Here is a 26,609-nt window from a genome sequence, read left to right on the forward strand (position 1 = left end):
AAGTCGCTGCATGCCCCACGACCATCCGATCAAGGTGTTCCTGGCCGACGACTCGGCCATGATCCGCGCCCAGGTTGCCCAGCTGCTTGCGGCGCAGCCGGTCGCCATCGTCGGCGAGGCCGGCACCCCGCAGGAGTGCATCGACGCCATCCTGGCCAGCCGGCCGGACGTCGTGGTGCTGGACGTGCAGCTGGAGGGCGGGGTCGGGCTGGACGTGCTGCGCGGCGTGCGCGCCGCGGCGCCGGAGATCGCCTTCGTGGTCTTCAGCAACCACTCCGCGCCGGCCTACCGGCGCCGCTATCTGGCCGCAGGCGCCAGCCGCTTCATCGACAAGAGCACCGAATTCGACCAGCTTCCGGGGGCCGTGGCGACGACCGCCCGAATGTTTGCCACCGTACGCAACTGAGGAGTTCCCTATGTCCGCTGCCACCATCGAAGCCGCCGCCCGCGTCCTGCGGACCATCCCGATCGCCGCGGCCTACCAGCCGCGCGCGGCCGCCCAGCAGGCTGCCAACTGCACCACCTGCCACCTGCGCGACCTGTGCCTGCCCTGCGGCATGAACGAGATCGACACCGGGCGGCTCGATGCGCTGATGTTCGCGCGCCGCCGGATCAAGGCCGGCCAGATCCTGTACCACGAGGGCGACCGCTTCGCCTTCCTCTACGCCGTGCGCAGCGGCACCTTCAAGTCCAACCTGACGCTGCCCGACGGCCGCGAGCAGGTCACGGGCTTCCACATCGCCGGCGAGCTGATGGGCCTGGATGGCGTCGCCCAGGGCAACCACGCCAGCACCGCGACCGCGCTGGAGGACACCGAGATCTGCGCCATCCCCTACGCCCAGCTGTGCGAGCTGGCGCAGGGCAGCGCCGGCATGCAGCAGCTGGTCACCCGGCTGATGAGCCGCGAGCTGGTGCGCGAGCACAGCCTGATGCTGCTGCTGGGAAGCATGAACTCGGAAGAGCGGCTGGCCGCCTTCCTGCTGAACCTGTCGCGCCGCTACAAGGCGCGCGGCTATTCGGCCAGCGAGTTCCACCTGCGGATGTCGCGCGCCGAGATCGGCAGCTACCTGGGGCTGACGCTGGAGACGGTCAGCCGCACGTTTTCGTCGTTCCAGCAGCAGGGCCTGCTGGAAGTGGACAAGCGCCATATCCGCATCCTCGACCTGGTGGCCTTCACCGCCAGCTTCGAGATCCGCCTGCACTGAGGAGCGCCGATGTCCATGTTCCGCAGGATCCTGGTCGCCATCGACGGCAGCCCCACCTCGGACCGGGCGCTGGAGGAGGCGATCCGGCTGGCGCAGACCGTCACGGCGCGGCTGCGGCTGGTCCACGTGATGGACGAACTGGCGTGGGTCAACGGCTTCGAATCCTCGCATGCCTACTTCGACGACGTGCTGCCGCGCATGCGCGAGGCCGGCGAGAAGCTGCTGGCCGCCGGCCTGGCCAAGGCGCTGGCCGCCGGGGTGGCGGTGGAGTCGGAACTGGTGCTCGGCGGGGCCGGCCGGGTCTGCGAGCAGATCGCCGAGGAGGCGCGGCGCTGGCCGGCCGACCTGATCGTGGCCGGCACCCACGGCCGGCGCGGCGTCGACCGCGCGCTGCTGGGCAGCGACGCCGAGCAGATCGCGCGCTATGCGCCGGTGCCGGTGCTGCTGGTGCGCGCGCCGAACGGGACCGCGTCGCGCACCCAATGAGCGCGGGCGCATGAAACTCTCCTTCCTGGGTGGCGCCGGCACGGTCACCGGGTCCCGCACGCTCGTGACCTGCGAAGGCCGGCAGCTGCTGGTCGACTGCGGCCTGTTCCAGGGCTACAAGAACCTGCGTTCGATGAACTGGGAAGACTTCCCGTTCGACCCGAAACAGCTCGACGCGGTGGTGCTCACGCATGCCCACCTGGACCACTCGGGCGCCTTGCCGCTGCTGGTCAAGCGGGGCTTCCGCGGCCCGGTGTTCGCGACCCCGGCGACCATCGAGGTCTGCGGGGTGCTGCTGCCCGACAGCGGCCGGCTGCAGGAGGAAGAGGCAGGCTATGCCAACCGCCACCACAGCTCGCGCCACGACCCGGCGCTGCCGTTGTACACCGAACAGGACGCGCAGCGCGCGCTGCAGCGGCTGGAGCCGCTGCCCTTCGACCAGCAGTCCACCGTCGCCGGCATGCGGCTGCGGCTGCGGCCGGCCGGCCACATCCTGGGCGCCAGCTCGGTGGAGCTGGGCGCGGGCGCGTCCACCGTGCTGTTTTCCGGCGACCTCGGCCGGCCCGACGACGCCGTCATGCGGCCGCCGGTGCCGATCGAGCGGGCCGATTGCATCGTCGTCGAATCGACCTACGGCGACCGCCTGCACGAGCCGGCCGGCGGGCAGGCGCTGCTGGGCCAGGTGATCCAGCGCACGGCGGCGCGCGGCGGCATCGTGCTGGTGCCGGCGTTCGCCGTCGGCCGGGCGCAGTCGTTGCTGTACGCGATCTACCTGCTCAAGCAGCGCGGCGAGATCCCCGACCTGCCGGTATTCCTCAACAGCCCGATGGCGATCGACGCCACCGAGATCTACCGGCGCCATCGCAGCGAGCACCGGCTGACGCCCGAGCAGTGCGCCGGCATGTGCCGGGTCGCGACCATGGTCCGCTCGGTGGACGAATCGCGCGCCCTGGTGGCGCGCCACGGCCCCTGCATCATCGTCTCGGCCAGCGGCATGGCCACCGGCGGGCGGGTGCTGCACCATCTGAAGTCGCTGGCGCCGGACCGCCGCAACACCATCGTGTTCGCCGGCTACCAGGCCGGCGGCACCCGCGGTGCGCGCATCGTGGCCGGCGAATCCAGCATCCGCATCCACGGCGAAGCGGTGCCGATCCGGGCCGAGGTGGTTTCGCTGCCCGGCATGTCGGCCCATGCCGACGCGGCGCAACTGGTGCAATGGCTCAAGACCGCGCCGCAGCGGCCGCAGGCGCTGTACCTCAACCACGGCGAACCGGCCGCCGCCGATGCGCTGCGCCAGCGCATCGAGCAGGAGCTGGGCTGGATCGCCGCGGTGCCGCGGCTGGGCCAGTCGGTGGAATTTCCGCAGTCGCCGGCCGCGGCGTGAACCGGGCCTAGCGGCTGGGCGTCGGGCAGCTGCTCACGCCCAGCAGCCTGTACAGCGGGCAGAAGCCGACCGCGCCGGTCAGCAGCGGGATGACGCCGATGTAGCCCCAGGGCCCGATCACGCCGGGCAGGGCCATGCCGATCAGCAGCACGCCGACGGCGACGCGGACGCTGCGGTCCAAGATGCTCTCATTGACTTTCATGGCTTTGCTTTCATGGGTTGGGTGGCCACCGCCGGCTGGGTCACGGCGGCGCGGGCGGCGGCGGCTGCCGCGCGGGTCGCGTCACGGGCTTCCTTCAGGGCGTCGCGGGTGGCCTGCGCCGCCTTGCGGATGTCGTCCTTGCCGGCCTGCGCGTGCTGCCTGGCCGCGGCATCGGCCTGCTCCAGCGCGCGCTCGGTGGCGGCGGTCGCCGTGCCGGAGGCATCCTCCGCCTTCTGCGCCAGCGCCCGGGCGTCGCCGGCGGCGGCCTGGGTCGACTCGCGCAGCTTGCGCTGCGCCTCGCGCACCACCCTGGCGGCCTTGGCGACGGCGCGCGCGATCGCGTCCGTGACCGTGGCCGAGGCGTCGCCGGTGGCCCGCTCGGCCTGCTGCACGCCGGCCGCGATCGCTTCGTCGGCGGCGCGGGCGGCCTCGGCGGCCTCACGGGCGGCGCGGCGGGCGGCGGCCGGCTGCACGCCGACGGTGGCGTCGGCGGCCGGCTGCGCGCCGGCCAGCGGCGGCATGGCTGCCCACATGAGCAGGACCAGGATGGCGATCGATTTCATGGCGTCTCCGCTGCGCGTGGATCTGCCACAAGCATCGGCCTTTGGCCGCCGCCCGCGTTGATCTGGCGCAAGGATTCAGGCCGAGGCCGCTGCAGAGGCCAGCGCGAGCACCGCCTGCGCCAGCGGCGCGCCGACGTGGATCGCGTTGGTCGGGTGCGCGATGGTGTCGCAGGTCACCACCCGCGACACGCCGGCGGCCAGCAGCCGCGCCAGCGCGCTGTCGTCGAACAGCGCATGCACGCCGATGCACAGCGGCGCCGCCAGACCGGCCTCGCGCAGCGCGGCCGCCGCCGCCGCCAGGGTTTCGCCGGTGGAGATGATGTCGTCCACCAGCACCGGCGTGGCGGGCGGCCAGGGGCCGGGCATCGGCATCCGAACGCGCACCTCGCGGTCGCCGTGCCGGGTCTTGGCCAGCACCGTCCAGGGCGCGCCGGCCAGCCGCGCCACCTCGGCCACCCATTGCCCGCTCTCGGCGTCGGGGCCGACGATCAGCGGGTCGGCCACGTTGGCGCGCAGCCACTGCGCGATCAGCGGCGCGGCCGCCACGACCTGGGTGCGGATCGGGTAGACCTCGTCCAGGCTGTGCCATCTGTGCAGGTGCGGATCGACCGTCACCAGGAAGTCCAGCGAGGAGGACAGCAGGCGGGCATAGCTGAGCGAGGTGATCGCCTCGCCCGCATGGAAGCGCCGGTCCTGCCGCAGGTAGGCCAGGTACGGCGCCGCCAGGCCGACCTGCGAGGCGCCGAGGTCGCGCGCGGTGTCGGCGCCGAACAGCATCGGCAGCGTGTTCTCGTTGGGATGGTGCAGGCTGCCGGCCAGCACCACGCAGCGGCCGCGCACCGGCGCGTCGATGCGCACCAGCGTCTCGCCGTCGGGAAAGCGGTGCAGCGCCAGCTCGCTCCAGTCGCACTGCAGCTGCCCGGCCAGGGTGGCGGCCAGTGCGCCGTTGCCGGGCAGCGCCAGGACCAGCAGCTTCACCGCGCTTCCTCCATCACGTGCACCGCGTCCGCCTGCAGCGCGTAGTCCAGCGCATAGCCCAGTTCGCCCGGCGTCTCGGCCTGCAGCGTGAACAGCGGCTGGCCGCGTTCGACCAGCTCGCCGGGCCGCACGTGCAGGTCCAGCCCGGCGCAGGCGTCGATCGGCGCGCCGGCCAGCTTGGCGATGCGGGCCAGCCGGCGGTTGTCGATGGCGATCACGGTGCCGGCGTGCCCGGCCAGCACCGGCTGCTGGCAGGGCGCCACCGGCGGCACCCGCATGCCGCCCTGGGCCTCGCAGATGTCCTGGAACTTGCGCCAGGCCCGGCCGTCGGCCAGCACCTGCGCCGCCAGCGCCGCGCCCTGGCCGGCGGCCGTGGCGCCGCCGAACTCCAGCAGCCGGCCGGCCAGCAGCAGGGCGCGCTGCGCCAGGTCGGCGGGCGCGCCGGCCTCGTTGCGCAGCACCGCCAGCACGTCGCGCGCCTCCAGCGCCGGCCCGATGCCGCGCCCGACCGGCGCCTGGCCCTCGGTCTGCACCACCAGCACCTTCACGCCCAGCGCCTTGCCCACCAGTTCGAGCTGGCGCGCGAGCACTGCCGCCGCATGGCTGGAGCGCACCTTGGCCGTCAGGCCCACCGGCATGTCGATCAGCACGTGGGTGGAGCCGGCGGCGATCTTCTTGGACAGCACCGAGGCCACCAGCTGGCCGGGGCTGTCCAGGTCCAGCGGCCGCTCCACCCGGATCAGGATGTCGTCGGCCGGGCTCAGGCGCACCGCGCCGCCCCAGACGATGCAGCCGCCGGTGCGTTCGACCACGCGCCGGATCTGCGCCACCTCCAGGTCGACCGGCGCCAGCGTCTCCATCGTGTCGGCGGTGCCGGCCGGCGAGGTGATGGCGCGCGACGAGGTCTTGGGCATCACCAGCCCGCAGGCCGCCACGATCGGCACGATCACCATGGTGGTGCGGTTGCCCGGCAGGCCGCCGACCGAATGCTTGTCCATCACCGGGCTGGTGCTCCAGGCCATGCGCTCGCCGGCCGACACCATCGCGCGGGTGAGCGCGGTGGTTTCCTCGATGTCGAGGCGGTCGCCGGCGCAGGCGGTGATGAAGGCGGCCAGCTCCAGGTCCGAATAGCGGCCGGCGGCGATGTCCTGGACCACCGCGTCCAGCTGCGCCGCGCCCAGCCGCTTGCCGTAGACCTTGGAGCGCATGTGGCCCAGCGACTCGATCGGCGCCGGGTGGCGCAGCGTGGCCTGGTCGCCGTCGCGCGCCTGCAGCAGCCGCCAGGCCGCCTCCGACAGGCCGGCCTCGTCGACCGAGACGATGTCGCCGCTGACCACGTTCAGCGTGGCGACGATGGTGCGCCCGCCCAGCGACAGCTCGACCCGCGATTGCGCCTCGAAGCCCTCCGAGCGGCAGACGTGGCAGTCGCGGTGCATGTACAGCACCGGCTCCTGGTAGGTGTCGATCCCGAGCCGGCGCAGCCGCAGCTGGTTCGGCGGCAGGGCTGGGCGCTCTTGTTCTGGCATGGGGTCAGGCCGCGCCGGCGGCGGCAATGCGCTGGGACATGGAAAGCTCGGGAATGCCGCGAAGGGACGGGATCCCAGTGTTGACGCCGGCCCGCGCACCGGCCTTGATGCACGTCAAGCGCAAGGCCCGGCCGGCGGCGCACGATGGACAGTGCACCGGAGCCAGCCATGACCCATCCCACCATCCGCATCCTGCTGCCGGCCGTGCTGGCGCTGGCCGCTGCCGCCGCGACGGCGCAGCCGGCGGCCGTCCCCGACCGCGGCCAGCTGCTCTACGCCACCCACTGCATCGAGTGCCACAGCACGCAGGTGCACTGGCGCGACCAGCGCCAGGCCCGCGACTGGGAGACGCTCAAGCAGCAGGTCCGGCGCTGGCAGGCCAATGCCTCGCTGGGCTGGGACGAAGCCGACGTGGTGCAGGTCGCGCGCTACCTGAACGACACCATCTACCGCTATCCGCAGACCTCGGACCGGGTCGGCCTGGCGCGCTGACGCCGCCGCCAGGCTCGAAGCATCGTCAATCGTCACTCGCATGAATGGAACTGCCATGAAACCAGACTGGATCCTGATCGCCAACGCCGGCCACGCCCGGCTGCTGCAGCACGAGAGCGGCACGCCGCTGGTGGAGCTCAAGAGCTTCGAGCATCCCGCCAGCCGCCTGCACACCAGCGAACTGGGCGACGACAAGGCCGGCCGGCAGAAATCCGACAGCGCCTTCGGCGGCGCCGCCTTTCCGCCGCGGATGGACCCGCACCACAAGGAGCAGCTGCACTTCGCCAGCGAGCTGGCCGCGGCCCTGGAACAGGCGGCCGGCGAAGGCCGCTTCCAGCGGCTGACGGTCTATGCGTCGAGCCCGTTCCTGGGCGAGCTCAAGGCGGCGCTGGGCGCGTCCACCATGCGGCTGCTGGCCGGCACCCACGACCTGGACCTGACCAGCTTCGCGCTGGCGGAGATCGAGTCGCGCATCGCCGCCGCGCACTGAGCCGGTCCGTGGACCTGTCCCTGCAGCCGCTGGTCGACGGCCTGTCGTTATCGGCCGGTACCGCCTTCGAAGTGGTGCTGCCCGGCGGCCGCAGCTACCGGGCCGGGCCGGGGACGCCGCGGTTCACCGTGCTGTTTCGCAGCGAGTCGGCGCTGGCCGCGACCTTGTTGCGCGGGCACATGGGCCTGCTGGAGGCCTATTTCGACCAGCAGGTGGACATCGCGGGCGACCTGGGCGCCGCCATGGCCGCGGGCATGCGCTCGGGCTTCGACGTGCGCTTCGACGCGGTCAACGGGGTGGAGAACAACCTGCTGGAGTGGCACGCGGCCAACCGCTCGCCGGAGCAGGCCAAGGCCAACGCCCGGGCCCACTACGGCCTGGGCGAGCCGTTCTACCGGCTGTGGCTGGACGACCCGCTCAAGATGTACACCTGCGCCTACTGGCGCGACGGCACCGCGACGCTGGAGCAGGCCCAGCGCGACAAGATCGACCATGTCAGCCGCAAGCTGCGGCTGGCCGCCGGCGAGCGCTTCGTCGACATCGGCTGCGGCTTCGGCGGCTTCATGTTTCGCGCCGCCGAGACCACCGGCGCGTGCGGCGTCGGCATCAACACCACCACCGAGCAGGTGGACTGGCTGCGCCAGGAGATCGGCCGGCGCGGCATGCAGGACCGGCTGCAGGTGCGCGAGGCCGACTTCCGCACGGCCGACGCGCAGTACGACAAGGTGGTGTCCATCGGCGTGCTGGAGCATGCCGGGCGCGACCAGCTGGCCGACGTGGTGCGCGCCCATGCGGCCTTCCTGCGGCCGGGCGGCCTGGGCCTGCTGCACTTCATCGGCCATGTCGGGCGCCGCGACACCGAGCTGTTCATCCGCAAGCATGTCTTTCCCGGCGGCTGGATCCCGAGCCTGGCCGACGCGCTGGTGGAGATGGAGCGCTGCGGCCTGGAGGTGCTGGACGTGGAAAACCTCAGGCGCCACTACGCGCCGACGCTGGACGCCTGGGCCGGGCGCTTCGCGGCCAGCTGGCCGCAGATCCAGGCGCTCGACCCGCTGCGCTTCGACGAGCGCTTCCGCCGCATCTGGATGTGCTACCTGGTCGGCTGCGCGGAGATGTTCCGCAGCGACCACGGCCAGACCCACCTGTTCCAGGTGGTCGTCAGCAAGGGCAACGTCGGCAGCGGCTATCCGATGACGCGCGAGCACGTCTATGACGCCCGCCAGCACCCATGACGCGCTGGTGGCGCGGGCCGCGGCGCAACTGGGCGCAGGCACGGCGCCGGCGCTGCGCAAGGACAGCTCCAACCTGTTTCGCGACCGCGACCGCCAGCGGCGCCCGCGGCTGGACCTGCGCGAGCTGCACCACGTGCTGGCCTGCGACACGCAGGCCGGCTGGGTGGACGTCGAGGGGCTGGCCAGCTACGAGCAGCTGGTGGACTGGTGCCTGCCGCGCGGCTTCATGCCGGCGGTGGTGCCGCAGCTCAAGACCATCACGGCCGGCGGCGCGGCGGCCGGCGTCGGCATCGAGGCGACCTCGTTCCGGCACGGGCTGGTGCACGACACCCTGCTGGAGATCGAGGTGCTGCTGCCGGCCGGCGAGGTCGTGCTCTGCACGCCGGACAACGCCCACAGCGACCTGTTCTTCGGGTTCGCCAATTCCTACGGCACGCTGGGCTACGCCCTGCGGCTGCGCCTGGCGACCATCCCGGTGCAGCCGATGGTGCACGTCACGCACCGCCGCACGGCCGATGCCGGCGAGTTCTTCCGGCTGCTGCACGACGCCACCCGCGGCAGCGCCGACTTCGTCGACGGCGTGGCCTTCGGCCCCGGCGATTACGTGGTGAGCTCGGCCGCGTTCTGCGCGCGGGCGCCCTGGCACAGCGACTACACGTACATGGACATCTATTACCGCTCGCTGCGCGAACGTGCCGAGGACTACCTGTCCACCCGCGACTACCTGTGGCGCTGGGACACCGACTGGTTCTGGTGCTCGCGCAACTTCGGCGCCCAGCATCCGCTGGTGCGGCGCCTGCTGGGGCGGCGCCGCCTCAATTCGCGGACCTACACCCGCTGGATGCGGATCAACGCGCGCTGGCAGCTCACGCGGCGGCTGGCGCGCCTGCGCGGCCGCTACCCGGAAAGCGTGGTGCAGGACGTCGACATCCCGCTGGACCGCGCGCCGCAGTTCCTGGAGTTCCTGCAGCGCGAGATCGGCATCGCGCCGGTCTGGGCCTGCCCGCTGCGCGGCGAGCTGGCGGGGGGGGAATTTCCGCTTTACCGGCTGCCGGCCGCGCCGCTGTACGTCAACTTCGGCTTCTGGGACACGATCGAGTCGCCGGTGCAGCTGGAGCCTGGCCACTACAACCGGCTGGTGGAGCGCGAGGTGCTGCGGCTGGGCGGCATCAAGTCGCTGTACTCGGACAGCTTCTTCACGCGCGAGGAATTCGCCGCGGCCTACGGGCAGGCGCAGTACGAGCGGCTCAAGCGCCGCTACGACCCGCAGGGCCGGGCTGCGCACCTGTACGACAAGTGCGTGCGGCGCGCCTGACGGTGGCGCGCGCGGCCTTCCTCAGTCCTGCGGCACGAAGATCCACAGCAGCAGGTAGGCGATCACGCCGGCGCCGCCGCACAGCGCCAGCAGCGCGAACAGCAGCCGCCAGACCCAGGCCTCGGCGCCGGTGGCCGCCGCCAGGCCCCCGCACACGCCCGCGATCCAGCGGTCGGTGCGGCTGCGCCGCAGCGCGTTCAGCGCCGCCAGCGGCGCCGGCCGCAGCGGCGGCGCGCCGTCCAGCACCTGCGCCTTCGCGCGTTCGAATTCGGCGTCCGACAGCACGCCCCGGCCGCGCAGCTCGTCCAGCCGGTTCAGTTCGTCGCTCAATGCCATGGTCGCTCCTTCAGGGCAGCACCAGCTGCCGGTATGCCTTGTCGCGCACCACCACCAGCCGCGTCCCGGCCGCCTCGCGCCAGGCGAGCAGGGCGCGTGCCAGGTCGGCGCCGCTGGCGATCGGCCGGCCGTTCATGGCCACCACGATGTCGTCGGGCCTCAGGCCGATGCGGTCGGCCAGGCTGCCGCGCTCGACCTGGCTGACCAGCGCGCCGCGCGCATCCGGGCGGCCGGCGTCCAGCGCTTCCGGCGCCGTGAGGTCGTTGAACTGCGCGCCCAGCCGCGGCCGGCGGATCGGGCCGCGCTGCAGTTCGGCGGCGATCTGCTGGACCACCTCGATCGGCGCCGACAGGCTGACCCCGGGCGTGCCGTACGGGCCCAGGATGCTGCGCTGGTTCATGCCGACGATCGCGCCGCGGGCGTCCAGCAGCGGGCCGCCCGAGTTGCCCGGGTTGAAGGCGATGTCGCTCTGGATCGCGATCACCTCGCTGTCGTCGACGAAGTGGCGGTCCTTGCCGCTGACGATGCCGGCCGCCACCGAGCGGTTCAGGCCGAAGGGCTCGCCGATCGCCAGCACCCAGTCGCCCGGCTGCAGCGTGGTGCTGCGGCCGAACACCGGCGCCTGGGGCAGGCTGGCCGCGACGTGCAGCACGGCGATGTCGGTGGCCGGGTCCTCGCCCACCACCTCCGCCGGCAGCACGCGGCCGTCGGCCAGCCGCACCACCACCCGGGTGGCCGCCTCCAGCACGTGGGCGGCGGTCGCCACCGTGCCGCTGGCGTCGAGCATGAAGCCGGAGCCGACCTGCACCGCCTGCAGCGTCTCGTCCTCGCCCTCCACGCCCAGCTTGGCGCGCTGGCGGTCGCCGATGGCATAGACGCCCACCGCCAGCGGAAAGGCGCGCGCCAGCGCCGGCGCGAAGCTGGCCGGCGGCCCCGGCCGCAGCGCCAGGGGCGTGTCGGCGCAGCCGCACAGCAGCAGGGCGCAGGCCAGGACAAGGATCATCTTGCGCATGAGGCGAGCATCGGACCGGACGGCCGCCGCACCCTTGTCATGGATCAAGGGCGGGCGCCGGCGCCAGGGCTATCTTGTCGAGGTGCCGGCCCATCGGCGGTGGAGGCAAGCATGTGGGACGCGATCGTGATCGGCTCGGGGATCGGTGGGCTGTCGGCCGCGGCGGCGCTGGCGCGGCGGGGCCGCCGGGTGCTGGTGCTGGAGCAGCACGCGGTGGCGGGCGGCCTGACCCAGACCTTCCGCCGGCAGCAGTGGAGCTTCGCCACCGGCGTTCACTACATCGGCGGTGTCGCCCCGCAACCGGGTCCGAAAGCGCAGTTCGGCCGGCTGCTGGCCTGGCTGACCGGCGGTGCGCTGCAGTTCGCGCCCTGCGCCAACCCGTACGACATCGTGCAGTGGCCCGGCTTCAGCTTCGGCATCGAACACCCGGAGAGCGCCTACCGGCTGGCGCTGCTGGCGCGCTTTGCGCGCCAGCACGCCGCCATCGCCCGCTGGTTCGAGGCCTGCGAGGCGGCCCGGCGCAACGCCTTCACGCTGTTCGCGCTGCACGGCGCGCCGGCGCTGCTGGCGTGGGGCCTGCGCCAGTGGCGCGGCGCCGAGGCGGCCGAATGGGCCGGCCGCACGCTGGCCGGGGAGCTGGCCAGGATCGACGACCCGGCGCTGCGCGCGGTGCTGGGCGCGCGCTGGGCCAACCACGGCGCGCCGCCGCCGCAGGCGCCGTTCGTGGAGCACGCCCTGGTCACCGGCTCGTACAACGCCGGCGCCTATTACCCGGTGGGCGGGCCGGCCCGCTTTGCGCAGACGCTGGCGCCGGCGATTGCCGCCGGCGGCGGCGAGCTGCGGGTGGGCTGCGACGCCAAGCGCATCCTCACCACCGAAGGCCACGTGTGCGGCGTCGAATTCGAGCAGCGCGGCAAGCGCTGGCGCGAGGCCTCGCGCCTGGTGATCTCGGCGATGGGCGTGGCCAACACCGTCGCCTGCCTGGACGACGAGGACGCGGCCGGCTGGCAGCAGACGGTCCGCGGCCTGGCGCCGGGCCTGTCGTACGTGTCGCTGTACGTCGGGCTGGAAGGCGACATCGCCGCGGCCGGCGCCAGCAGCGCCAACCACTGGATCTACGCCAGCCAGGACATCGGCGCCGTCTGGCGGGACCCCGCGCAGACCGAAGCGCCCGCACTGTTCGTCTCCTTCCCCTCGCTGAAGGACCCGGCCAGCCACGGCGCGCCGACCGCGGAGGTGGTCTCCGTGGTGGACGCGGCGGCCTTCGCGCCCTGGTTGGCAATGCCCGCTGCGCGCCGCCCGCCCGAGTACCAGGCGCTCAAGGAGCAGGTGCAGCAGCGGCTGCTGGCGCAATTCCTGCGGCACTTTCCGGCGCTGCGCCCGATGCTGCGCTTCCACGAGCTGTCCACGCCGGTCACGCAGCAGCGTTACGTGCGCTCGCCGCAGGGCGCGATGTACGGCATCGAGATGTCGGCCGAGCGCCTGACCAGCCCGGCGCTGCACGTGCGCACGCCGCTGCCCGGACTGCTGCTGGCCGGCCAGGACGTGACCAGTCCCGGCGTCGAAGGCGCCTGCATGGGTGGCATGCTGGCGGCGGCCTCGGTTGAGCCCGCCCTGTGGCCGATGCTGCGCTGAGCGGGCGGCGCGACTGCGGCGCTCAGTGCGCCGTGGCGCCGGGTCCGGGGACCTTGGGCAGGCTGGCGCTGACACGCGTGCCGCGTCCGCGCGCCGAATCCACCGTGAACTGGCCGCCGACGCTCTCGACCCGGTGGCGCATCCCCTCCAGCCCGTGGCCGCCCGGCCGGGCCTGCCCCGCCTCGAAGCCCTGGCCGTCGTCGGACACCACCACGGTGATGGTGTTGCCGCGGTTGCGCAGCATGATCTCGGCGGCGCGGGCATCCGCGTACTTGGCGATGTTGGTCAGCGACTCCTGCACCAGCCGGTAGATCGCCAGCTGGGTCGCCTCGTCGGCGACGACGTTGTCCAGGTAGGTGCTGACGCGGATGCCCGAGGCCTCGACGAATTCGCGCACCATCGCCTCCAGCGACGCCGTCAGCCCGACGCCGTGCAGCGAGGCCGGCGCCAGGCCGTCGACGATGCGGCGCTTCAGGGCGAAGGCGGCGCGCAGCGTGTCGTTCAGGTGCGCCAGCCGCCGGTCCACCTCCGCATCGTGGCCGCCCAGCCGCGCCTGCAGGCTGGCGATGTCGAGCCGGGCGGCGGTCAGCAGCCCGCCCAGGACGTCGTGGAACTCGCGCGCCAGGTGTTCGCGCTCCTGCGCGCGGGCCTGCTCGCGCGCCCCCTGCAGCTGGCTGGCGAGCTGCCCCGGCGTGGTGTCGGGGCTCGGCGGCGCGGCCGTCATCTGGGACGACCTTGCCGCGGCCGGGCAGGCCGCGATGGTGGACGTTTGCATGGCTTCCCCTCTGCGCTCAGGCATTTGCATTTCATGCTGCGCCCCGGCCCGGCGGCGCGCCTTGACCTGGGTCAACCCCGGGCTCCGTCCGCAGCACGCCGGGCAGCTCGTCGGCCTGCAGCGGCTCGGCGACGGCGAGCAGCTTCTCCAGCACCGCCATGTCCGCTTCCGAGGCATCACCCCGGCGTGCCGCCAGCCGCTCGCGCAGCACCGGCGGCGGCGCTTCACAGTGGAGGATCGAAAACGGCAGGGCGAGTTCCCGCGCCAGCGCGCGGGCGCCGTCGCGTTCGGCGCGCCGCAGGAAGGCGGCGTCCAGGATCACCGGATAGCCGGCCGCCAGCGCCACCCGGGCCAGCGCGAGCAGTCGCGCATAGGTCCTGGCGCTGGCATCGGCGCCGTACAGGTCCAGCCCGCGCGCCTGCGAGTCCTCCAGCATGGCCAGCCCGGCCAGTCGCTTGCGCTCGACGTCCGAGCGCAGCCGGATCGCGCCTTGCTGCTCCAGCAGCCGCTGCGACGCGAAGGTCTTGCCCGAGCCCGGCAGGCCGTGGGTGATGGTCAGCTGCGCCGCGCCCGGCGTGCACCAGCGCAGGGCCGCTTCCAGATAGCGGCGGGCGTCGGCGGCGGCCGGCGGTCCTCGCAGGCAGGCCACCTGCGCCCGCACCAGCGCCCGGTACACCAGCGCGAAGCGCAGCGCCGGGAGGCCGGCGTGCTCGCCGCCGGCATCAAGCCAGCGATTCAGGAAGCGGAAGGCCAGGCCGGGGAAGCCCAGCGCCTCGAAATCCATCACCGCGAACGCCGCGTCGTCGAGCACGTCGATCCAGCGCAGCGCCGGGTCGAACTCGATGCAGTCGAAGGCGGCGACGCCATCGTCCAGGCGCACCGCGTTGGCCAGGTGCAGGTCGCCGTGGCACTCGCGCACCGAACCGTCGACGGCGCGCGCTGCCCACAACGGCGCCAGCGCCACTGCCTGCGCCTCCAGCCAGCCGTGCAGCGTCGCCTGCTCGCCGCCGCCGGCCGCCGCCTTCGCGCCTTCCAGCGCCGCCAGCGCCGCCGCCCGGCGCCGCGCAGGCGAGCCGTAGCCATCGGCGGGCGCGGCGCGCGGCGCCGCGCGGTGGCTGGCCGCCAGCAGGTCGGCCAGTGCATCGACGTCGGCGGGGCGCAGCGTGCCGGCGGCCAGCTGCTCGCTGAACAGCGCGCCATCGGCGAAGCGCCGCATGTGCACCGCGTGGTCCTGCGCCGGCCCGGCGCCGCCCAGCGCCGGCTGCTGCGGCGAGCCGGTGACGGGCACCACGCCCAGGTACAGCGCCGGCGCCAGCCGGCGGTTCAGGCGAAGCTCCTCCCGGCAGAAGTGCAGCCGCGCCCCGGCGCTGCCGTAGTCGACGAAGGACAGGCGCAGCGGCTTCTTCACCTTGTAGGCATCGGCGCCGGCCAGCAGCACCCAGGAGATGTGGGTCTCGATGACCTGCGCCCCCAGGCTGCGCGCCAGCGCCGCGATCGAGGCGCCGTCCATCAGGCCGGCCGCGGCAGCATCACGTGCGGCCGCAGGTGCAGGCAGACGATCGCGCTGAGCAGCGCGGCGAAGAAGCACCAGACGGAGACGAACCACGTGGTGTAGATGCCGTAGGCCAGCGCGAACGACAACAGCGCCGCGGCCCCGAACCAGCGGACCTTGTCGTGGCTCGAGAGCATCAGGCTGGCCGTGGTGGAGACAAGATAGAACGTCGATAGCGTCTTCAGGTAGTGCGGCGGCGAGATGTACTCGACGTGGCCGCCGCTCAACTGCGACAGCACCGGGTCGTCGACCATCTCGCCAAGCAGGAAGGCTCCCACGGCCAGCCCCAGGGCCAGCAGCGCGGCCAGCGTCCGGCGCCGGCGCCCGGGCGGTTCGATCAGCAGCACCGCGGCCGGGATGAACACCGGCCACAGCACGTGCGAGAAGAACGAGTAGACGTGGGTCATGGCTGCGTTCAGCCCCGGGGCGTCACGCCCGAAGGTGAGCCAGATGACCCCCTCCACCAGCTGCTGGATGCCGAACAGCAGCGGGATCGCGGCGAACGGCAGTTCCTGTGGCCCGCGCGCGCCGCGCAGCGACAGCGCACCCAGGACCAGCAGCACCGAGGCGGCGCCGAAGCTGGCGGTGGCGGAAAAGCACACGGCGCGACCGCTGCTAGCGGCTGATCAGCACCGGCAGCGGCGACAGCGTGGCCAGCTTGGCGGCGACGCTGCCCAGCATCAGCTTCTCGATGCCGGTGCGGCCGTGCGAGCCGGCCACGATCAGGTCCGCGCCTTCGTCCTGGGCGGTCTTGAGGATGCCGACGACCGCGCCGGCGTCCTCGATCAGGCGCAGCTGCAGGTCGACCGGCTTGTCCTTGTCGTTGCACAGCGCCATCACCTTGGCGTGGGCCGCGGCGGCGTGGTCGCGCGCCGCCGACAGGTAGGCGTTCAGGCCCATCGGGTTGGCCTCGCCGATGCCCAGGTATGGATACGGGTCCACGACGTAGACCGCGGTGAGCCGGGCGTGCTGCTCGCGCGCCAGCGTGACGGCCAGCCTGGCCGCGTGGTCGGAGGCGGCGGAGCCGTCGGTGGCCAGCAGGATGTGCTTGAACATGGTGGACCTCGGGTGATGCGATCTCCCGATGCTGCGTCCCGCTGCGCCGGGGCGGCTTGACCTACGTCAAGCGGGCGCCCGGCACGCTCACGGATACTTTTTTTCATGGACCGGTTCAGGCGCCTGTGGAGCGCGGCAAAACCCTATCGCACGCCTGCGCTCGTGCTGCTGCTGCTGGTGGCCGCGGCGGCGTGGTTCGGCCCCGGCCTGCTGCTGGGGCCGCAGGTGCCCGTGCGCACGGTGACGCAGCGCGATTTCGTGCAGTCGGTGGTGGCCAGCGGCCATGTGGAGGCGCCGCACCGCGTCAGCATCGGCACCCAGATCACCGGCACCGTCAGGCGCGTGCCGGTGGCCGAGGGCCAGGTGGTGGCTGCGGGCCAGGTGCTGATCGAGCTGGAGAGCGCGGAGCTGCGGGCCGCCGCGGCGCAGGCCGACGTGGCGGTGGCGCAGGCGCAGGCGCGGCTGCGGCAGGTGGCGGAAGTGCAGGCGCCGGTGGCCGAGCAGGCGCTGCGGCAGGCGCAGGTGAACCTGGACAACGCCCGCGCGCAACTGCGCCGCAATGCCGACCTGTTCCGGCAGGGCTTCATCGGCCAGGCGGCGCTGGACGATCTGCAGAAGGCGGTGGACCTGGCGCAGGCGCAGCTGCACTCGGCGCAGAAGCAGGTGGAGACGGCGCGCAGCGGCGGCAGCGACCACGCGATCGCGGTGACCGCGCTGCAGCAGGCGCGTGCCAGCGCCGACGCCGCGCATTCGCGGCTGCGCTACGCCACCATCGAGGCGCCGGTGGCCGGCACGCTGATCGACCGCTCGGTGGAGGCGGGCGACGTGGTGCAGCCGGGCAAGGCGCTGATGGTGCTTTCGCCGGCCGGCGAGACCGAGCTGGTGGTGCAGATCGACGAGAAGAACATCCACCTGCTGGCGCTCGGCCAGCAGGCCCGGGCCTCGGCCGACGCCTATCCGGAAAGCCGTTTCGACGCCCGGCTGGTGTACATCAATCCCGGCGTCGACGCCCAGCGCGGCTCGGTCGAGGTCAAGCTGGCGGTGGCCGAGCCGCCGGCCTACCTGCGCCAGGACATGACGGTGTCGGTCGACATCCAGGTGGCGGCGCGCCCCGCGGCAGTGCTGGTGCCCACCGATGCGGTCCACGACGTCGACGCCGCGGCGCCGTGGGTGCTGCGGGTGGAGGAAGGCCGCGCGCGCCGCCGCCCGGTGCGCCTGGGCCTGCGCAGCGGCGGCCTGAGCGAGGTGCTGGACGGACTGCGGGCGGGCGACCTGGTCGTTCCCGCCGCCGAGGCCCGCATCCGCGACGGTTCGCGGCTGCGGCCGCTGGCGGCCGGCCGGGCCGGCGGAATGTCGCCATGACCGCGTGGCTGCCCTTCGAGTGGATCGTCGCCCTGCGCTTCCTGCGCGAGGGCCGGATGCAGACCCTGTTCATCGTCAGCGGCATCGCCGTCGGCGTGGCGGTGATCGTGTTCATGTCGGCGCTGCTGGTCGGGCTGCAGGCCAACTTCATCCGCCGCGTGCTGACCGCGCAGGCCCACATCCAGCTGCTGCCGCCCAAGGAGGTGGCGCGGGCGCTGGGCCCGCCGCCGGGCCTGGGCGCGGACGCGGTGGAGGGCGCGATCGTGCAGGCGCCGCTGCAGCGGCTCAAGTCGATCGACCAGTGGCAGGCGGTGATGGCGCAGATCCGCGCCATGCCGGGCGTGCGGGTGGTGTCGCCGGCGGCCACCGGCTCGGCGCTGGTGGTGCGCGGCGACGCCAGCCGCGCGGTGTCGGTGGTCGGCGTCGACCCCGACCTGTATTTCCGGATCGTCAACCTGCCCGAGAAGGTGGTGGACGGCAGCCCGCGGCTGACCGGCAGCGACATCATGATCGGCACCGAGCTGGCCAGCGACCTGGGCCTGACGGTGGGCGACAAGCTGCGCGTGTCCGCCGCCAATGGCGCCGCCAACACGCTGTCCATCACCGGCATCTTCGACCTGGGCAGCAAGGGCGCCAACCAGCGCACCACCTACGTCGCCCTGCACACGGCCCAGAGCCTGCTGGGCCTGACCGGCGGCGTCTCCAGCATCGACGTCACGGTGGAAGACGTCTACTCGGCCGAAACGATCGCCCAGCGCATCCGGGCGGCCACCGGGGTGGAAGCGGACAGCTGGATCGCCACCAACGCGCAGTTCTTCACCGCGGTGCAGGCGCAGAAGACCTCCAACACCACCATCCGCTTCTTCGTCGGGCTGTCGGTCGCCTTCGGCATCGCCAGCGTGCTGGTGGTGTCGGTGGTGCAGAAGTCGCGCGAGATCGGCATCCTGCGGGCGATGGGCATCTCGCGCGGGCAGGTGCTGCGGGTGTTCCTGCTGCAGGGCGGCGTGCTGGGGCTGTTGGGGTCGATCGCCGGCTCGGTGCTCGCCGCCATCGCGCTGCTGCTGTGGCAGCGCTATGCGCGCAATCCCGACGGCACGCCGTTTTTCCCGTTGGAGATCGAGCCGGGACTGTTCGGCGTCTCCCTGTTGCTGGCCACCATGACCGGGCTGGCGGCGGCGTTCGCGCCGGCGCTGCGCGCGGCGCGGCTCGACCCCGTGGTGGCCATCCGTGGCTGATCCCGTCGTGCGCATGCGCGCCGTCCACAAGGCCTTCAACGTCGGCCTGCCCAACGAGACCGAGGTGCTGCACGGCATCGACCTCGACCTGCAGCCCGGCCAGTTCTGCGCCGTGATGGGGCCGTCAGGCTCCGGCAAGAGCACCCTGCTGAATATCGTCGGACTGCTGGACCGGCCGACCAGCGGTACGCTGGCCATCGCCGGCGAGGAGACCACCGCGCTGGACGACCGGGCGCTGACGCGGCTGCGCGGCCACGCCATCGGCTTCGTCTTTCAGTACCACTATCTGCTGTCCGCCTTTACCGCACTGGAGAACGTCATGATGCCCATGCTCGGCGACGCCGGCTTCCCGAACGAGGCGATGCGCGTGCGCGCCGCCGAACTGCTCGACAGCGTCGGCCTGAAGAAATGGCAGGACAACCTGACCGGCCACCTCAGCGGCGGCCAGCAGCAGCGGGTGGCGGTGGCGCGGGCGCTGGCGATGAACCCGGCGCTGCTGCTGGCCGACGAGCCGACCGGCAACCTGGACACCAAGTCGGCGGATGCCGTGTTCGAGCTGCTGCGCAGCGTCAACCGCGCGCACGGCATGGCGATCCTGTTCGTCACCCACAACGCGGCGCTGTCGCAGCGCTGCGACAGCATCATCCAGGTGGTCGACGGCATGGTCCTCGACAGGGAGGCAGCATGAACACGCTCCGCTTCACACCCCGCGCCGTGCGCGGCCTGCTGTGCGTGGTCGCGGCCGGCGCCGTCCTTTGCCTGCTGCCCGCCGCCGCCCGGGCGCAGGTGCAGACCCTGTACGAATGGCGCGATGCGCGCGGCACCGTCGTGTACTCGCAGCTGCCGCCGGAACACGCCGCCAGCGGCGCGGTGCGGGTGCTGCGGCTGCCGCAACTGCCGGCGCCGGAGCGGGCGACGGCGGCCCGCGTGCTGGTGCAGAGCGGCCCGCCGGCGCAGCCGGCGCGCCGCGCGCTGGAGGAGGCGGATGCCCGGGTGATGCGGGCCATCGATGCGCTGCAGCAGGCGGAGCGGGCGCTGCGGGAGCGCCAGGAGCCCGAGGCCGGCGAGCGCCAGGGCCTGGCCAACGGCCACAGCCGGCTGACCGGCGCCTATTTCGAGCGGCTGGCGCAGCTGCAGGCGCAGGTGGACCGCCAGCGGGTTGAACTGCGTGAGGCCTACGCCGCGCGCGACGCACTGGTGCGCTGAGCCGCGCCGCGCGCGCGAATCAAGAATGGCGGGCCGTTCGCTATCCCGGTGCCTTCGGGTAACCCACCGTCTGCGACAGCATCACCTGCTGGTCGTGGCCCAGGCCCAGCGCATCGCCGATCGCGTCGCGGTCGATCCAGGCCCGGATCACGGTGGCCAGGCCGTTGCCGGCGGCGAACAGGTACACGTTCTGCGCGATGGCGCCGGCGGCCACATGGGCGTAGGCCACGCGCTGCGCCACCGGCACCGCGCTCAGGCGGGCGTGGTGGGCGACGTAGACCAGGTCGAGCGGCGCCTCGTCGACGAAGTCCTGGTAGCCGGTGACGCGGCGCAGGTCGGCGGCGGCCACCAGCTGCAGCCGGTGGGCCGGGGCGTCGTAGCGGTAGGCGCCGGCCGGAAGCGCCACGTACACGTCCACCTCCTGCGCGTTCAGCGCCGAGGGCGCGGTGCGCCCGCCGTCGGGCCGGTTCACGCCGCAGGCCGCCCACAGCAGGTCGGACATCAGCGGCAGCGGCAACGGCTGGGGCGAGAACTCCCGCTGCGAGCGGCGCCCGGCCAGCACCTGCATCAGGGCGGCGCCGCCGGACGTGCGCGGCGCCGGCAGCGCCATCACATTGGCCGCGGTGCCGCTGGCCGGCTTCGGGCGCAGCTTGCCCATCGTGCCCAGGACCAGTTTGCTGACGGTGCTCATGGCGTTCCCCTGCGTCGGTTGATGCAGCAGCGTAGGCGGGGCCGGGCGGGCCTGCCTTGATGCGGCGCAAGCGCAGCGGCCGCCAGCGCGGGGGGCGACGCGCCGGGGTTCAGAGCTGGAACACCAGCAGCCGCAGGATGCCTTCGGCCAGCTCGCGCGCCAGCGGCACCGGCGCCGCCTGCACCCGGGTGCTGGTGGCGCGCACGGCGCCGACCCATTCGGCGAAGCCGCGGACCGCCTGCGGGTCGTAGAAGGCGACCATCATCTCGTAGTTGAGGAACAGGCTGCGCTCGTCGAGGTTGGCCGATCCCGCCAGCGCCAGCACCTCGTCCACCACCACCGCCTTGGCATGGACCATGCCCGGCGCCAGCCAGACATGGGCGCCGGCGGCCACCAGCTCGCGGATGGCGGGCGGCCGCGCCAGGTCGGCCAGCCGGTGGTTGGAGTGCCGCGGCAGCACCAGGTCCACCTGCACGCCGCGGCGCGCGGCCAGCGTGAAGGCCATCAGCAGGCCCGGGTCCGGCACGAAGTACGGCGTGACGGCCAGGATCCGCCGCTGCGCCGTGAAGCAGGCTTCGATGATCAGCGAGTAGAGCGTGTCCTCGGCCTGGTCCGGCCCGCTGGGCACCAGTTGCGCGGTCGCGCGGCCGGCGGGCGCCGGGGCCGTGGGCCGCACCGGATGCGCGCCGGCGCGGCCGCGGCTGGCCAACTCCCAGTCCGACTGGAACTGCGCCAGCGCATCGGCGGCGATCGGCCCGCGCACGTCGAAGCTCAGGTCGATCCAGGGCGCCGCCACGTGCCCGAGCGGCAGCGACTTGCCAGTGAAGTATTCGGCCGCCAGATTGCGCCCGCCGCTCCACAGCCACTGGCCGTCGGCCACCACCAGCTTGCGGTGGTTGCGCAGGTTGATCCGGCCCGGCAGGAAGGAGGCCCAGGGCGGCACGAACAGCGCCACCTGCGCGCCGGCGCGCTGCAGCGCACCGAGGGCCGGCCGCCCGCCCAGGTACAGGCCGACGCCGTCGATCAGCAGGCGGACCTTCAGGCCCTCGCGGGCGCGGCGCGCCAGCAGCTGCGACAGCTCGCGGCCGACGTGGTCGCGCCCGAGCAGGAAGGTGCCGACGTCCAGGCTTTCACGCGCGCCCAGCACGATCTCGCGCAGGCGCGCCAGCGCATCGGCGCCGTCGGCGTGCAGCCGCAGGTCGTGGCAGCAGACCGGCGGCCCGAGGCCGAGGTTGACCGCCAGCGCCTGCAGCCGTCCGGCCGGCGACAGCGCCGGCAGCGGCTTGGCGTGCGCCAGCGGCGCCGGCCTGAGGCGGTTCTTGCGCGAGCCGAACACGAAGTACGCCGGCAGCGCGAGGTAGGGCACCAGCAGCAGCGAGATCACCCAGGCGACCGAGGCCGAGGGATGGCGGCGCTGCCGGTTGGCGCGCGAGGCGGTGACGTAGACCGCCAGGCCCAGCAGCACGATGGCACCGTGCAGCGTCAGCCAGTGGCCGATCTCGAATCGTTCAAGCATCGGTGTGCCCTGGTCTGTTCGGTGGCCGCCATTGTGCCGCCGGACGGGCGCGGCGGCGCTTCAGGCCTTGCGCAGTTCGATCCGCTTGCCGTCGGCCACCGCCGGCGGCGGATAGACGATCACCCGCTGGCCGGCCTGCAGCCCGGAGCGGATCCAGGCCTCGCTGCCGTTGCGGCCCGCCACCTCCACCGGCTGCAGCCGGGCGCGGCCGCCGTCCACCCGGTACACCGCCGCGCCGCCGTCGGCATAGGGAAACAGCGCGCCGACCGGCACCATCACCGCCTGGTCCACGCTCTGGGTGATGACCCGCAGCGTGACTCGGTAGCCGTCGCCGATCACGCGCCAGGCCGGTGGCGGCGAGTCCAGGTCCACCACCACCTTCACCCGCTGCTCCTCGATGCCCAGCGCCGAGACCTTGGTGAAGGCGCCGGGGTCGACCCGCCGCACGTGGCCCTCCACCGGCGGCCCGCCCCAGCGTTCGACCACCGCGCGGCGGCCCGGCTGGGCCTGCACCGCGTCGGTGGTCAGCAGGTCGGCCACCACTTCCAGCTGCCGCAGGTCGCCGATGTCCAGCAGCGCGCTGCCGGCCGGCAGCGTGGCCTCGCTGGGCTGCGTGACGCGCAGCACCACGCCGTCCACCGGCGCGCGCACGGTGAAGGGGCGGCCGGCCTGCAGGTTGCCGCTGGCCGGCTGCAATGCGGCGGCCGCCTGCGCCTGCTCGTGCACCGCCGCCTCGCGCTCGGCCCGGGCGATCTCCAGGTCGCGCTGCGCGCCCGCCAGCGCCAGCCGGGCGCTGTCCAGGCGCGAGGCCGACAGGAAGCCCTCGCGCGCCAGCTTCTCGGTGCGATGCAATTCAAGCTGCGCCTCCTCCCGGGTCACCGCCGTCCGCTCGACGCGGGCGTTGGTGCGCGTGACGTTGGCGCTGGCCGCCTTGTAGCGCGCCGCCGCCTCCTGCGAGCTGCGCTCGTCCACCAGCGAGGACATCGCCGGCACCAGCACGGCCACCGCATCGCCGGCGGCCACCCGGTCGCCCTCGCGCAGGCTGATGCGCGCCAGCCGGGCGGCCACCGGGGTGGACACGGTGTAGCGGTCCTTCAGCCGGGTCTGGCCGTCCTCCTCGATGCCCTGCTCGAAGTGGCCCACCGTGACCGCCGCGCTTTCCACCTGCACCGGCCGCGGCGCGAAGGCCCAGGCCAGCAGGCCGATGGTGGCGGCGCCGCCGGCCGCCCAGATCAGGTAACTCTTCTTGAACATCGATCACTCCCTCGTCTTGAGCGCCCCCACCATGTCGAGCCGGTCGATGCGGCGCCGCACGACCATCGCGCTGGCCACGCCGGCCGCCACCACGCACAGTGCGGCGAAGGCGTCGGTGCGGGGCTGGATCTCCACCGGGAACTTGAACTGGTCGCTGGCCATCAGCCCCACCACCGCGTGGGTCAGCCCCCATCCGAGCAGCATGCCCAGCGGCAGCGCCACCGCGATGCCCAGCGCCAGTTCGCCCAGCAGCAGCAGCGAGACCTCGCCGCGGGTGAAGCCCAGCACCCGCAGGCTGGCCAGCTCCCAGCCGCGCTCGGCCAGCGCGATGCGCGCGTTGTTGTAGACCACGCCGACCGCGATCACCACGGCGAAGGCGGTGAGGATCGAGCTCATGATCCGCACGTTGCGCGCGCTGATCTCCTGCATGTTGCGCACCATGGTCGACTTGCTGAAGGCGCCGGCCACCTTCGGCAGCGCCTGGGTCGCCTCCAGCACCGCGGGCAGCGCGCCGGTGCCCACCCGCAGCCCGAAGAAGTTGGCCAGGTCGCTGTCGCCCAGCATCGCGTTGAGCGTGTCGCGCCGGATGAAGGCGTTCAGGCCCATCATGTCGCTCACCGTGCCCTGCAGCACCATCGGCAGCACCTCGCGCCGGCCCTCGCGCAGCTCCACGATCACGGTGTCGCCGGGCTTGAGCCCGAGCTTGTCGGCCAGCCGGTCGGTCATCAGCAGGCCGTCGGCCGGCGCCGGCACCTCGCGCCGGTCCATGGCGATGGCGCGCTGCAGCAGCGCCGGTGCCGCCTGGCCGTCCAGCAGCCCCTTCTCGGTGCGGTGGCCGTGGCGGAAGCGCACCGCCAGCCGGCGCCCCGGCTCCACCTGCAGCACGCCCGGCAGCCGGGCCAGCTCGCGGGCCGCGGCGGCCCGCACCGGGTCCGTCATCCAGACGATCACGTCGCTGCGCATCGACAGGTTGAACTGGGTGTCCACGATCGCGTCCATGGCGTCGCGAAAGAAGTTGCCCAGGATGACGATCGCGACGGCGGCGGCGATGCCGCCGGTGGTGAGCGCGGCGCGCAGCGGCCGCCGCTCCATGTTGCGCAGGATCATGCGCAGCGCCGGCGCCAGCCGCAGCCGCGGCACCCGCTCCAGCAGCGAGCGCCGGTAGCTGCCCGGGGCCGGCGGCCGCATCGCCTCGGCCGGCGACAGCCGCACGGTGGCGGCGATGGCGGTCAGCGTGCCGGCCACCGCGGTGACGGCGACGATCCCCAGGCCGATCCACGCCAGCGAGGGCGGGACCCGGTGCTCGAAGCGCGGGAAGCGGAAGAACTCGGCATACAGCCCGGTGAGCATCGTGCCCATCCAGTCGCCCAGCAGCAGCCCCAGCAGGTAGCCGCCCAGCACCATCGGCGCCACCAGCTTGAGGTAGTGCAGCGCGATGGTGGCGTTGCCGTAGCCCAGCGCCTTCAGGGCCGCCACCTGCTCGCGCTGGGTGGCGACCAGGCGCGCGGTGACGACGTGCAGCAGGAAGCCGGCCACCGCCAGGAAGATCGCCGGCAGCACGGTGCCCAGCACCCGCTGCTCGCGGATCTCGTTATCCAGCATCGCGTTGGACTGCTGCTCGTCGCGGCCGTGGGCCGGCGCGCCGCCCAGCGGCGCCAGCTTGCGCGTCACCTCGTCCAGCACCTGGGGTTCGGAGGCGGAGGGCGCCAGCTTGAGCGCCACCCGGTTGAAGGCGCCGCGCATGTCCATGGCGGCGGCCAGTTCGTCCTTGTCGGTCCAGAACACGCCGAACGCGCGCATGTCGGGCATGCCCATGATGCCGCCGAAGATGTACTCGGGCGACAGCGCGGTGCCGGTGATGCGCAGCGTGCGGCGCTTGCCGTTGACCAGCGCCGAGACGCTGTCGCCCGGCCGCAGCCGATGCGCTTCGGCGAACGAGAGCGTCGCCACCGCCTCGATCTCGCCGGCCGCGTGGGTGCCCGGCTCCGGCCAGCGCCCGCTGTGCAGCTGCACCCGGTTCAGGCGCTGCGGGTGGCGCGCGTCCAGCCCGATCAGCTGGCCCATCACCGGGTCGATGCTGCCGGGCACGGTGACGCGCGCCATCGCCTCCACCGTGGTCTGGACGTCGATCACGCCCGGCACCTGGGCCAGCCGCTGCTCCATCGCGGCCGGCGCGCGCCGGACCTCGGCGAACACGTCGGCGAAACGGCCGGCGGCATAGAAGTCGTCGCGTGCCTGCGCCAGCGATTCCACCGCCGACAGGGTGGCGACGAAGCCGCCGATGCCGCTGGCCACCACCAGCGCGATGGTCAGCGCCTGGCTCCAGAGCAGGCGCAGGTCGCGCAGCACCTTGCGGTCCAGGGCCTTCATCGCGTCACCACGAGAGTTCGGCCGGCGACAGCCGCCGCGGCGGCACCTCGACGCTGGCGATGCGGCCGTCGGCCAGGCGCACCACCCGGTCGGCCATGCCGGCGATGGCGGCGTTGTGGGTGATCACCAGCGCGGTGGTGCCCAATTCGGTGTTGATGCGCGCGATCACCTCCAGCACCAGCTTGCCGGTGGCGTAGTCCAGCGCGCCGGTGGGCTCGTCGCACAGCAGCAGCTGCGGCCGCTTGGCGATGGCGCGGGCAATCGCCACCCGCTGCTGCTCGCCGCCGGACAGCTGCGAGGGGAAGTGGTTGCGGCGCGGCGTCAGCGCCACCAGCGCCAGCGCCTCGTCCACCGGCATGGGGTCCGTCGCGATGTCGGTGACCAGTGCCACGTTCTCGGCCACCGTCAGGCTGGGGATCAGGTTGTAGAACTGGAACACGAAGCCCACGTGCTCGCGCCGGTAGCGCGTCAGCTCGGTGTCCGAGGCGCCGTCCAGCCGTTGGCCGCGGAAGCTGACCTCGCCGCTGGTGGGCCCGTCCAGCCCGCCCAGGATGTTCAGCAGGGTGGACTTGCCGCTGCCCGAGGGGCCGAGCAGCACGATGAACTCGCCTTGCGCCACGTCCAGGTCGACGGCCCGCAGGGCGTGCACGGCGGCCTCGCCGCTGCCATAGGTGCGTGCCAGCGACCGGATGCGCAGCAGCGGCTCGGCGTCTTGCTGCACAGCGGCCGCCGGCAT

General features: G+C 73.2%; 28 protein-coding genes. 13 read left to right on the top strand and 15 right to left on the bottom strand.

All coding sequences use genetic code 11. The annotated features are described in order from the left end of the window. Positions 1-10: 10 nt before the first annotated feature. The 4 genes from ACFPOE_RS17695 to ACFPOE_RS17710 are packed head-to-tail and all read left to right on the top strand — an operon-like array spanning position 11 to position 3,075. Positions 11-406, top strand: coding sequence for a response regulator (locus ACFPOE_RS17695; protein ID WP_376851607.1), 396 nt, complete (start codon positions 11-13; stop codon positions 404-406). A 10-nt stretch (positions 407-416) separates the two neighbouring features. Beyond that, a complete protein-coding gene (fnr, locus tag ACFPOE_RS17700; protein ID WP_376851608.1) occupies positions 417-1,205 on the top strand; it encodes a fumarate/nitrate reduction transcriptional regulator Fnr in 789 nt (262 codons plus the stop codon). A gap of 15 nt (positions 1,206-1,220) precedes the next feature. Beyond that, positions 1,221-1,691, top strand: a complete 471-nt coding sequence (locus ACFPOE_RS17705) for a universal stress protein (RefSeq protein ID WP_376851609.1) — start codon at positions 1,221-1,223, stop codon at positions 1,689-1,691. Positions 1,692-1,701: 10 nt separating this feature from the next. Continuing rightward, a complete protein-coding gene (locus tag ACFPOE_RS17710) occupies positions 1,702-3,075 on the top strand; it encodes an MBL fold metallo-hydrolase RNA specificity domain-containing protein (protein ID WP_376851610.1) in 1,374 nt (457 codons plus the stop codon). Positions 3,076-3,082: 7 nt separating this feature from the next. Here the strand turns inward: ACFPOE_RS17710 and ACFPOE_RS17715 are convergent, their stop codons facing one another. The 4 genes from ACFPOE_RS17715 to ACFPOE_RS17730 form a co-directional block, all read right to left on the bottom strand. Next, entirely contained in the window at positions 3,083-3,256 is a 174-nt protein-coding gene (locus ACFPOE_RS17715; protein ID WP_376851611.1) for a YgaP family membrane protein, read from the bottom strand. Positions 3,257-3,273: 17 nt separating this feature from the next. Beyond that, positions 3,274-3,840, bottom strand: coding sequence for a hypothetical protein (locus ACFPOE_RS17720; RefSeq protein ID WP_376851612.1), 567 nt, complete (start codon positions 3,838-3,840; stop codon positions 3,274-3,276). A 75-nt stretch (positions 3,841-3,915) separates the two neighbouring features. Beyond that, positions 3,916-4,818 (bottom strand): ribose-phosphate pyrophosphokinase, encoded by a 903-nt coding sequence (locus tag ACFPOE_RS17725; protein ID WP_376851613.1) that lies wholly within the window; start codon positions 4,816-4,818, stop codon positions 3,916-3,918. Next, positions 4,815-6,344, bottom strand: coding sequence for a thymidine phosphorylase family protein (locus ACFPOE_RS17730; protein WP_376851614.1), 1,530 nt, complete (start codon positions 6,342-6,344; stop codon positions 4,815-4,817). Before ACFPOE_RS17730 ends, ACFPOE_RS17725 begins: the two co-directional genes overlap by 4 nt. A gap of 168 nt (positions 6,345-6,512) precedes the next feature. Between ACFPOE_RS17730 and ACFPOE_RS17735 the strand changes: the two genes are divergently transcribed. The 4 genes from ACFPOE_RS17735 to ACFPOE_RS17750 are packed head-to-tail and all read left to right on the top strand — an operon-like array spanning position 6,513 to position 9,873. Further along, on the top strand, positions 6,513-6,836 hold the full coding sequence (locus ACFPOE_RS17735) for a cytochrome C (protein WP_376851615.1): 324 nt from the start codon (positions 6,513-6,515) through the stop codon (positions 6,834-6,836). Between the two features lie 55 nt (positions 6,837-6,891). Further along, positions 6,892-7,326, top strand: coding sequence for a host attachment protein (locus ACFPOE_RS17740; RefSeq protein WP_376851616.1), 435 nt, complete (start codon positions 6,892-6,894; stop codon positions 7,324-7,326). A gap of 8 nt (positions 7,327-7,334) precedes the next feature. Continuing rightward, entirely contained in the window at positions 7,335-8,558 is a 1,224-nt protein-coding gene (locus ACFPOE_RS17745) for a class I SAM-dependent methyltransferase (RefSeq protein WP_376851617.1), read from the top strand. Next, positions 8,536-9,873, top strand: a complete 1,338-nt coding sequence (locus tag ACFPOE_RS17750) for an FAD-binding protein (RefSeq protein WP_376851618.1) — start codon at positions 8,536-8,538, stop codon at positions 9,871-9,873. Before ACFPOE_RS17745 ends, ACFPOE_RS17750 begins: the two co-directional genes overlap by 23 nt. Positions 9,874-9,894: 21 nt before the next feature. Here the strand turns inward: ACFPOE_RS17750 and ACFPOE_RS17755 are convergent, their stop codons facing one another. Together ACFPOE_RS17755 and ACFPOE_RS17760 are read right to left on the bottom strand one after the other, a co-directional pair. Further along, the gene (locus ACFPOE_RS17755; protein WP_376851619.1) at positions 9,895-10,209 is read right to left on the bottom strand and encodes a PspC domain-containing protein; all 315 of its coding nucleotides are present in this window, start codon (positions 10,207-10,209) and stop codon (positions 9,895-9,897) included. 10 nt (positions 10,210-10,219) lie between these two features. Next, positions 10,220-11,221 (bottom strand): S1C family serine protease, encoded by a 1,002-nt coding sequence (locus tag ACFPOE_RS17760; RefSeq protein ID WP_376851620.1) that lies wholly within the window; start codon positions 11,219-11,221, stop codon positions 10,220-10,222. Positions 11,222-11,332: 111 nt separating this feature from the next. Here ACFPOE_RS17760 and ACFPOE_RS17765 point away from each other — a divergent pair, with 111 nt between their 5' ends. Beyond that, positions 11,333-12,856 (top strand): phytoene desaturase family protein, encoded by a 1,524-nt coding sequence (locus ACFPOE_RS17765; protein WP_376851621.1) that lies wholly within the window; start codon positions 11,333-11,335, stop codon positions 12,854-12,856. Between the two features lie 22 nt (positions 12,857-12,878). Here the strand turns inward: ACFPOE_RS17765 and ACFPOE_RS17770 are convergent, their stop codons facing one another. Genes ACFPOE_RS17770 through ACFPOE_RS17785 form a run of 4 tightly spaced genes read right to left on the bottom strand, consistent with a single transcriptional unit; the run spans position 12,879 to position 16,239 of the window. Next, complete coding sequence (locus tag ACFPOE_RS17770; RefSeq protein ID WP_376851622.1) at positions 12,879-13,631, bottom strand: sensor histidine kinase; 753 nt, start codon at positions 13,629-13,631, stop codon at positions 12,879-12,881. 31 nt (positions 13,632-13,662) lie between these two features. Then, positions 13,663-15,141: a bifunctional aminoglycoside phosphotransferase/ATP-binding protein gene (locus ACFPOE_RS17775; RefSeq protein WP_376851623.1), complete on the bottom strand. Its 1,479-nt coding sequence runs from the start codon at positions 15,139-15,141 to the stop codon at positions 13,663-13,665. Beyond that, positions 15,141-15,785: a DUF6629 family protein gene (locus ACFPOE_RS17780; protein WP_376851624.1), complete on the bottom strand. Its 645-nt coding sequence runs from the start codon at positions 15,783-15,785 to the stop codon at positions 15,141-15,143. Before ACFPOE_RS17780 ends, ACFPOE_RS17775 begins: the two co-directional genes overlap by 1 nt. 13 nt (positions 15,786-15,798) lie before the next feature. Beyond that, the gene (locus ACFPOE_RS17785) at positions 15,799-16,239 is read right to left on the bottom strand and encodes a universal stress protein (RefSeq protein ID WP_376851625.1); all 441 of its coding nucleotides are present in this window, start codon (positions 16,237-16,239) and stop codon (positions 15,799-15,801) included. A gap of 105 nt (positions 16,240-16,344) precedes the next feature. Here ACFPOE_RS17785 and ACFPOE_RS17790 point away from each other — a divergent pair, with 105 nt between their 5' ends. Genes ACFPOE_RS17790 through ACFPOE_RS17805 form a run of 4 tightly spaced genes read left to right on the top strand, consistent with a single transcriptional unit; the run spans position 16,345 to position 20,042 of the window. Further along, on the top strand, positions 16,345-17,601 hold the full coding sequence (locus tag ACFPOE_RS17790; RefSeq protein WP_376851626.1) for an efflux RND transporter periplasmic adaptor subunit: 1,257 nt from the start codon (positions 16,345-16,347) through the stop codon (positions 17,599-17,601). After that, a complete protein-coding gene (locus ACFPOE_RS17795) occupies positions 17,598-18,836 on the top strand; it encodes an ABC transporter permease (protein ID WP_376851627.1) in 1,239 nt (412 codons plus the stop codon). Before ACFPOE_RS17790 ends, ACFPOE_RS17795 begins: the two co-directional genes overlap by 4 nt. Beyond that, positions 18,829-19,524 (top strand): ABC transporter ATP-binding protein, encoded by a 696-nt coding sequence (locus ACFPOE_RS17800; protein ID WP_376851628.1) that lies wholly within the window; start codon positions 18,829-18,831, stop codon positions 19,522-19,524. The genes ACFPOE_RS17795 and ACFPOE_RS17800 overlap by 8 nt, the downstream gene beginning before the upstream one ends. After that, positions 19,521-20,042, top strand: a complete 522-nt coding sequence (locus ACFPOE_RS17805) for a DUF4124 domain-containing protein (RefSeq protein ID WP_376851629.1) — start codon at positions 19,521-19,523, stop codon at positions 20,040-20,042. The genes ACFPOE_RS17800 and ACFPOE_RS17805 overlap by 4 nt, the downstream gene beginning before the upstream one ends. 40 nt (positions 20,043-20,082) lie before the next feature. Here ACFPOE_RS17805 and ACFPOE_RS17810 read toward each other — a convergent pair whose 3' ends face one another. From ACFPOE_RS17810 to ACFPOE_RS17830, 5 genes are all read right to left on the bottom strand, one after another. Further along, on the bottom strand, positions 20,083-20,733 hold the full coding sequence (locus ACFPOE_RS17810; protein ID WP_376851630.1) for a SagB/ThcOx family dehydrogenase: 651 nt from the start codon (positions 20,731-20,733) through the stop codon (positions 20,083-20,085). Positions 20,734-20,842: 109 nt separating this feature from the next. After that, complete coding sequence (locus tag ACFPOE_RS17815; protein ID WP_376851631.1) at positions 20,843-22,249, bottom strand: phospholipase D-like domain-containing protein; 1,407 nt, start codon at positions 22,247-22,249, stop codon at positions 20,843-20,845. 60 nt (positions 22,250-22,309) lie between these two features. Beyond that, complete coding sequence (locus ACFPOE_RS17820; RefSeq protein WP_376851632.1) at positions 22,310-23,503, bottom strand: efflux RND transporter periplasmic adaptor subunit; 1,194 nt, start codon at positions 23,501-23,503, stop codon at positions 22,310-22,312. Between the two features lie 3 nt (positions 23,504-23,506). Next, entirely contained in the window at positions 23,507-25,873 is a 2,367-nt protein-coding gene (locus tag ACFPOE_RS17825) for an ABC transporter permease (RefSeq protein ID WP_376851633.1), read from the bottom strand. Between the two features lie 4 nt (positions 25,874-25,877). After that, positions 25,878-26,609, bottom strand: coding sequence for an ABC transporter ATP-binding protein (locus ACFPOE_RS17830; RefSeq protein WP_376851634.1), 732 nt, complete (start codon positions 26,607-26,609; stop codon positions 25,878-25,880).

The organism is Caenimonas terrae (assembly GCF_042655405.1).
GTDB lineage: Bacteria > Pseudomonadota > Gammaproteobacteria > Burkholderiales > Burkholderiaceae_C > Ramlibacter > Ramlibacter terrae_A.

What these genes read in the sequence shown, in the direction of transcription:
- ACFPOE_RS17695 (WP_376851607.1), top strand. Translation starts at nt 11, where the DNA reads ATGCCCCACGACCATCCGATCAAGGTGTTCCTGGCCGACGACTCGGCC.
- fnr (WP_376851608.1), top strand. Translation starts at nt 417, where the DNA reads ATGTCCGCTGCCACCATCGAAGCCGCCGCCCGCGTCCTGCGGACCATC.
- ACFPOE_RS17705 (WP_376851609.1), top strand. Translation starts at nt 1,221, where the DNA reads ATGTTCCGCAGGATCCTGGTCGCCATCGACGGCAGCCCCACCTCGGAC.
- ACFPOE_RS17710 (WP_376851610.1), top strand. Translation starts at nt 1,702, where the DNA reads ATGAAACTCTCCTTCCTGGGTGGCGCCGGCACGGTCACCGGGTCCCGC.
- ACFPOE_RS17720 (WP_376851612.1), bottom strand. Translation starts at nt 3,840, where the DNA reads ATGAAATCGATCGCCATCCTGGTCCTGCTCATGTGGGCAGCCATGCCG.
- ACFPOE_RS17730 (WP_376851614.1), bottom strand. Translation starts at nt 6,344, where the DNA reads ATGCCAGAACAAGAGCGCCCAGCCCTGCCGCCGAACCAGCTGCGGCTG.
- ACFPOE_RS17735 (WP_376851615.1), top strand. Translation starts at nt 6,513, where the DNA reads ATGACCCATCCCACCATCCGCATCCTGCTGCCGGCCGTGCTGGCGCTG.
- ACFPOE_RS17740 (WP_376851616.1), top strand. Translation starts at nt 6,892, where the DNA reads ATGAAACCAGACTGGATCCTGATCGCCAACGCCGGCCACGCCCGGCTG.
- ACFPOE_RS17750 (WP_376851618.1), top strand. Translation starts at nt 8,536, where the DNA reads ATGACGCCCGCCAGCACCCATGACGCGCTGGTGGCGCGGGCCGCGGCG.
- ACFPOE_RS17755 (WP_376851619.1), bottom strand. Translation starts at nt 10,209, where the DNA reads ATGGCATTGAGCGACGAACTGAACCGGCTGGACGAGCTGCGCGGCCGG.
- ACFPOE_RS17760 (WP_376851620.1), bottom strand. Translation starts at nt 11,221, where the DNA reads ATGCGCAAGATGATCCTTGTCCTGGCCTGCGCCCTGCTGCTGTGCGGC.
- ACFPOE_RS17765 (WP_376851621.1), top strand. Translation starts at nt 11,333, where the DNA reads ATGTGGGACGCGATCGTGATCGGCTCGGGGATCGGTGGGCTGTCGGCC.
- ACFPOE_RS17770 (WP_376851622.1), bottom strand. Translation starts at nt 13,631, where the DNA reads ATGCAAACGTCCACCATCGCGGCCTGCCCGGCCGCGGCAAGGTCGTCC.
- ACFPOE_RS17775 (WP_376851623.1), bottom strand. Translation starts at nt 15,141, where the DNA reads ATGGACGGCGCCTCGATCGCGGCGCTGGCGCGCAGCCTGGGGGCGCAG.
- ACFPOE_RS17785 (WP_376851625.1), bottom strand. Translation starts at nt 16,239, where the DNA reads ATGTTCAAGCACATCCTGCTGGCCACCGACGGCTCCGCCGCCTCCGAC.
- ACFPOE_RS17790 (WP_376851626.1), top strand. Translation starts at nt 16,345, where the DNA reads ATGGACCGGTTCAGGCGCCTGTGGAGCGCGGCAAAACCCTATCGCACG.
- ACFPOE_RS17795 (WP_376851627.1), top strand. Translation starts at nt 17,598, where the DNA reads ATGACCGCGTGGCTGCCCTTCGAGTGGATCGTCGCCCTGCGCTTCCTG.
- ACFPOE_RS17805 (WP_376851629.1), top strand. Translation starts at nt 19,521, where the DNA reads ATGAACACGCTCCGCTTCACACCCCGCGCCGTGCGCGGCCTGCTGTGC.
- ACFPOE_RS17810 (WP_376851630.1), bottom strand. Translation starts at nt 20,733, where the DNA reads ATGAGCACCGTCAGCAAACTGGTCCTGGGCACGATGGGCAAGCTGCGC.
- ACFPOE_RS17815 (WP_376851631.1), bottom strand. Translation starts at nt 22,249, where the DNA reads ATGCTTGAACGATTCGAGATCGGCCACTGGCTGACGCTGCACGGTGCC.
- ACFPOE_RS17820 (WP_376851632.1), bottom strand. Translation starts at nt 23,503, where the DNA reads ATGTTCAAGAAGAGTTACCTGATCTGGGCGGCCGGCGGCGCCGCCACC.
- ACFPOE_RS17825 (WP_376851633.1), bottom strand. Translation starts at nt 25,873, where the DNA reads ATGAAGGCCCTGGACCGCAAGGTGCTGCGCGACCTGCGCCTGCTCTGG.
- ACFPOE_RS17830 (WP_376851634.1), bottom strand. Translation starts at nt 26,609, where the DNA reads ATGCCGGCGGCCGCTGTGCAGCAAGACGCCGAGCCGCTGCTGCGCATC.